This window comes from Oleiphilus sp. HI0067 (assembly GCF_001635735.1).
In genome coordinates, this window is record NZ_LWFI01001093.1 from 1 (window position 1) to 1,801 (window position 1,801).

At 42.1% G+C, this 1,801-nt stretch carries 3 protein-coding genes; 2 read left to right on the forward strand and 1 reads right to left on the reverse strand.

From position 1 onward, the window contains the following. Nucleotides 1-525, forward strand: a 525-nt coding sequence (locus A3739_RS15770; RefSeq protein WP_068501988.1) for a TIGR04211 family SH3 domain-containing protein, incomplete at its 5' end; no start/stop codon positions are given. A 161-nt stretch (nucleotides 526-686) separates the two neighbouring features. After that, nucleotides 687-1,007 (forward strand): PilZ domain-containing protein, encoded by a 321-nt coding sequence (locus A3739_RS15775; protein WP_068479541.1) that lies wholly within the window; start codon nucleotides 687-689, stop codon nucleotides 1,005-1,007. Between the two features lie 52 nt (nucleotides 1,008-1,059). On the opposite strand, the gene A3739_RS15780 is transcribed toward A3739_RS15775, so the two are convergent. Next, nucleotides 1,060-1,801, reverse strand: a 742-nt coding sequence (locus A3739_RS15780) for a ferredoxin--NADP reductase (protein ID WP_068501989.1), incomplete at its 5' end; no start/stop codon positions are given.

Here is a 1,801-nt window from a genome sequence, read left to right on the forward strand (position 1 = left end):
CCAAGCGGCACAGCCATTGAAATCATCGAACAAAACAAAGAAACAGGGTACTCCTTTGTACGCACAAAAGGCGGAACAGAGGGTTATTTGCCAACACGCTACCTATCTGCAGAACCTATCGCGAAAGCGAAATTGGCCAAAGCAGAAAAAGAATTAAATCAATTGCGTACTAGCAATAAAGATCTGAATACAAAACTCAACGCCTTGCAAGGTAACTTCAATGCACTTGAGAAAGATCATGCACAAACGAGTAAAACACTAAACGCTAACAACACTGAGTTAGCGCGTGTTAAATCCGTATCAGCGGATGCTCTTAACCTAGACCGCAGCAACCGAGAGCTGCGTGAGAGCAATGAAGAGTTACGCAATCAACTCGAACTACTCGAGGTTGAGAATGCTCGATTAAAAGACAAGTCGGAATCCAATATGATGCTAATCGGAGGCGCACTTGTTCTACTAGGTGTCATTCTTGCGCTCATCGTCCCGCTACTTAAACCAAGCAAAAAGAACGATAGCTGGGCTTAAGCAACTCAACATTCCCCTTCATTTGTAAAACTTCGTAGCACGGTGAGACCTAGTAGACAGTCTCACCGTCACGCCTCCCTCTTGATCAAAACTTATCCGATTCTTGGATTATTCTTTATCTATCTGCTAGATATAAAAGAAAATAACAGGATCAAGTCGCTATGGCACATGTCGCTATGACCAATGTACAACGCAATTATTCTGAAAAACGCAATTTTCGGAGAATGGCATTAAACACTGACATTGAGATTCACATGCTCGACTCAAACAAAACATACCCAGCTATGTGCTTAAACTTAAGTGGAGCTGGTCTGATGTTTAGGCTGAAAGAACCACTTGATAAAGATGCTATTTTTCGCACCACGATCAAATCTGGCACCGAACAAACAGCAGATCTAACAGCGACTTTGCGCGTCATTCGATGCGCTCCAAACGGACCAGAGGGATACGTAGTTGGAGCCGAAATTGTTGAATTCAACTAATGAGTACAAACAAAAAAGGCGTGCTGAGCACGCCTTTTTTGTTTAGTGAAAACTAACTCTCTACAAACGCTCGTTCAATAACGTAGTGTCCTAAATTACCCTGCTTAGCTTCCTCAAACCCCATCTCATCAAGGATTTCACATGTCTCTTTTAACATGCTTGGGCTACCACAAATCATGAAACGATCATTTTCAAGATCTAAGGGTGGCAAACCGATATCTGAGGCTAATTTTCCGTTACGCATCGCATCGGTAATTCTTCCTTGAGTTTTGAATTCATCGCGAGTAACTGTTGGGTAATAGATTAGTTTCTCTTTGACCTCGTCGCCAAAGTACTCGTTGTTTGGCAAGTCGTTGAGAATTTCATCTTGATAAGCCAATTCAGAAACAAACCGCGTACCATGCGTTAGAATCACATTATCATACGCAGCGTAGGTTTCAGGGTCNCGGATGATGCTCATAAACGGAGCTAACCCAGTACCTGTGCTAATCAAATATAGGTTTTTCCCGGGCAAGAGATTATCGAGAATCAAAGTACCAGTTGGTTTTCTGCTAAGAAGAATCTCATCTCCTTCTTTGATTTTTTGAAGCTTAGATGTAAGAGGCCCATCAGGAACTTTAATACTGAAAAACTCGAGCTCTTCTTCATAGTTCGCACTCGCAATACTATAAGCGCGCATTAGAGGCTTCCCCTCATGTGGCAAGCCAATCATTATGAAATGCCCATTTTTAAAACGAAACGACGGATCACGACTCGTTTTAAAACTAAACAAGGTATCGTTCCAATGTTTAACG

Bases quoted from the DNA above. Each gene is read 5' to 3' on its own strand.
- A3739_RS15775 (WP_068479541.1), top strand. From the start codon at position 687: ATGGCACATGTCGCTATGACCAATGTACAACGCAATTATTCTGAAAAA.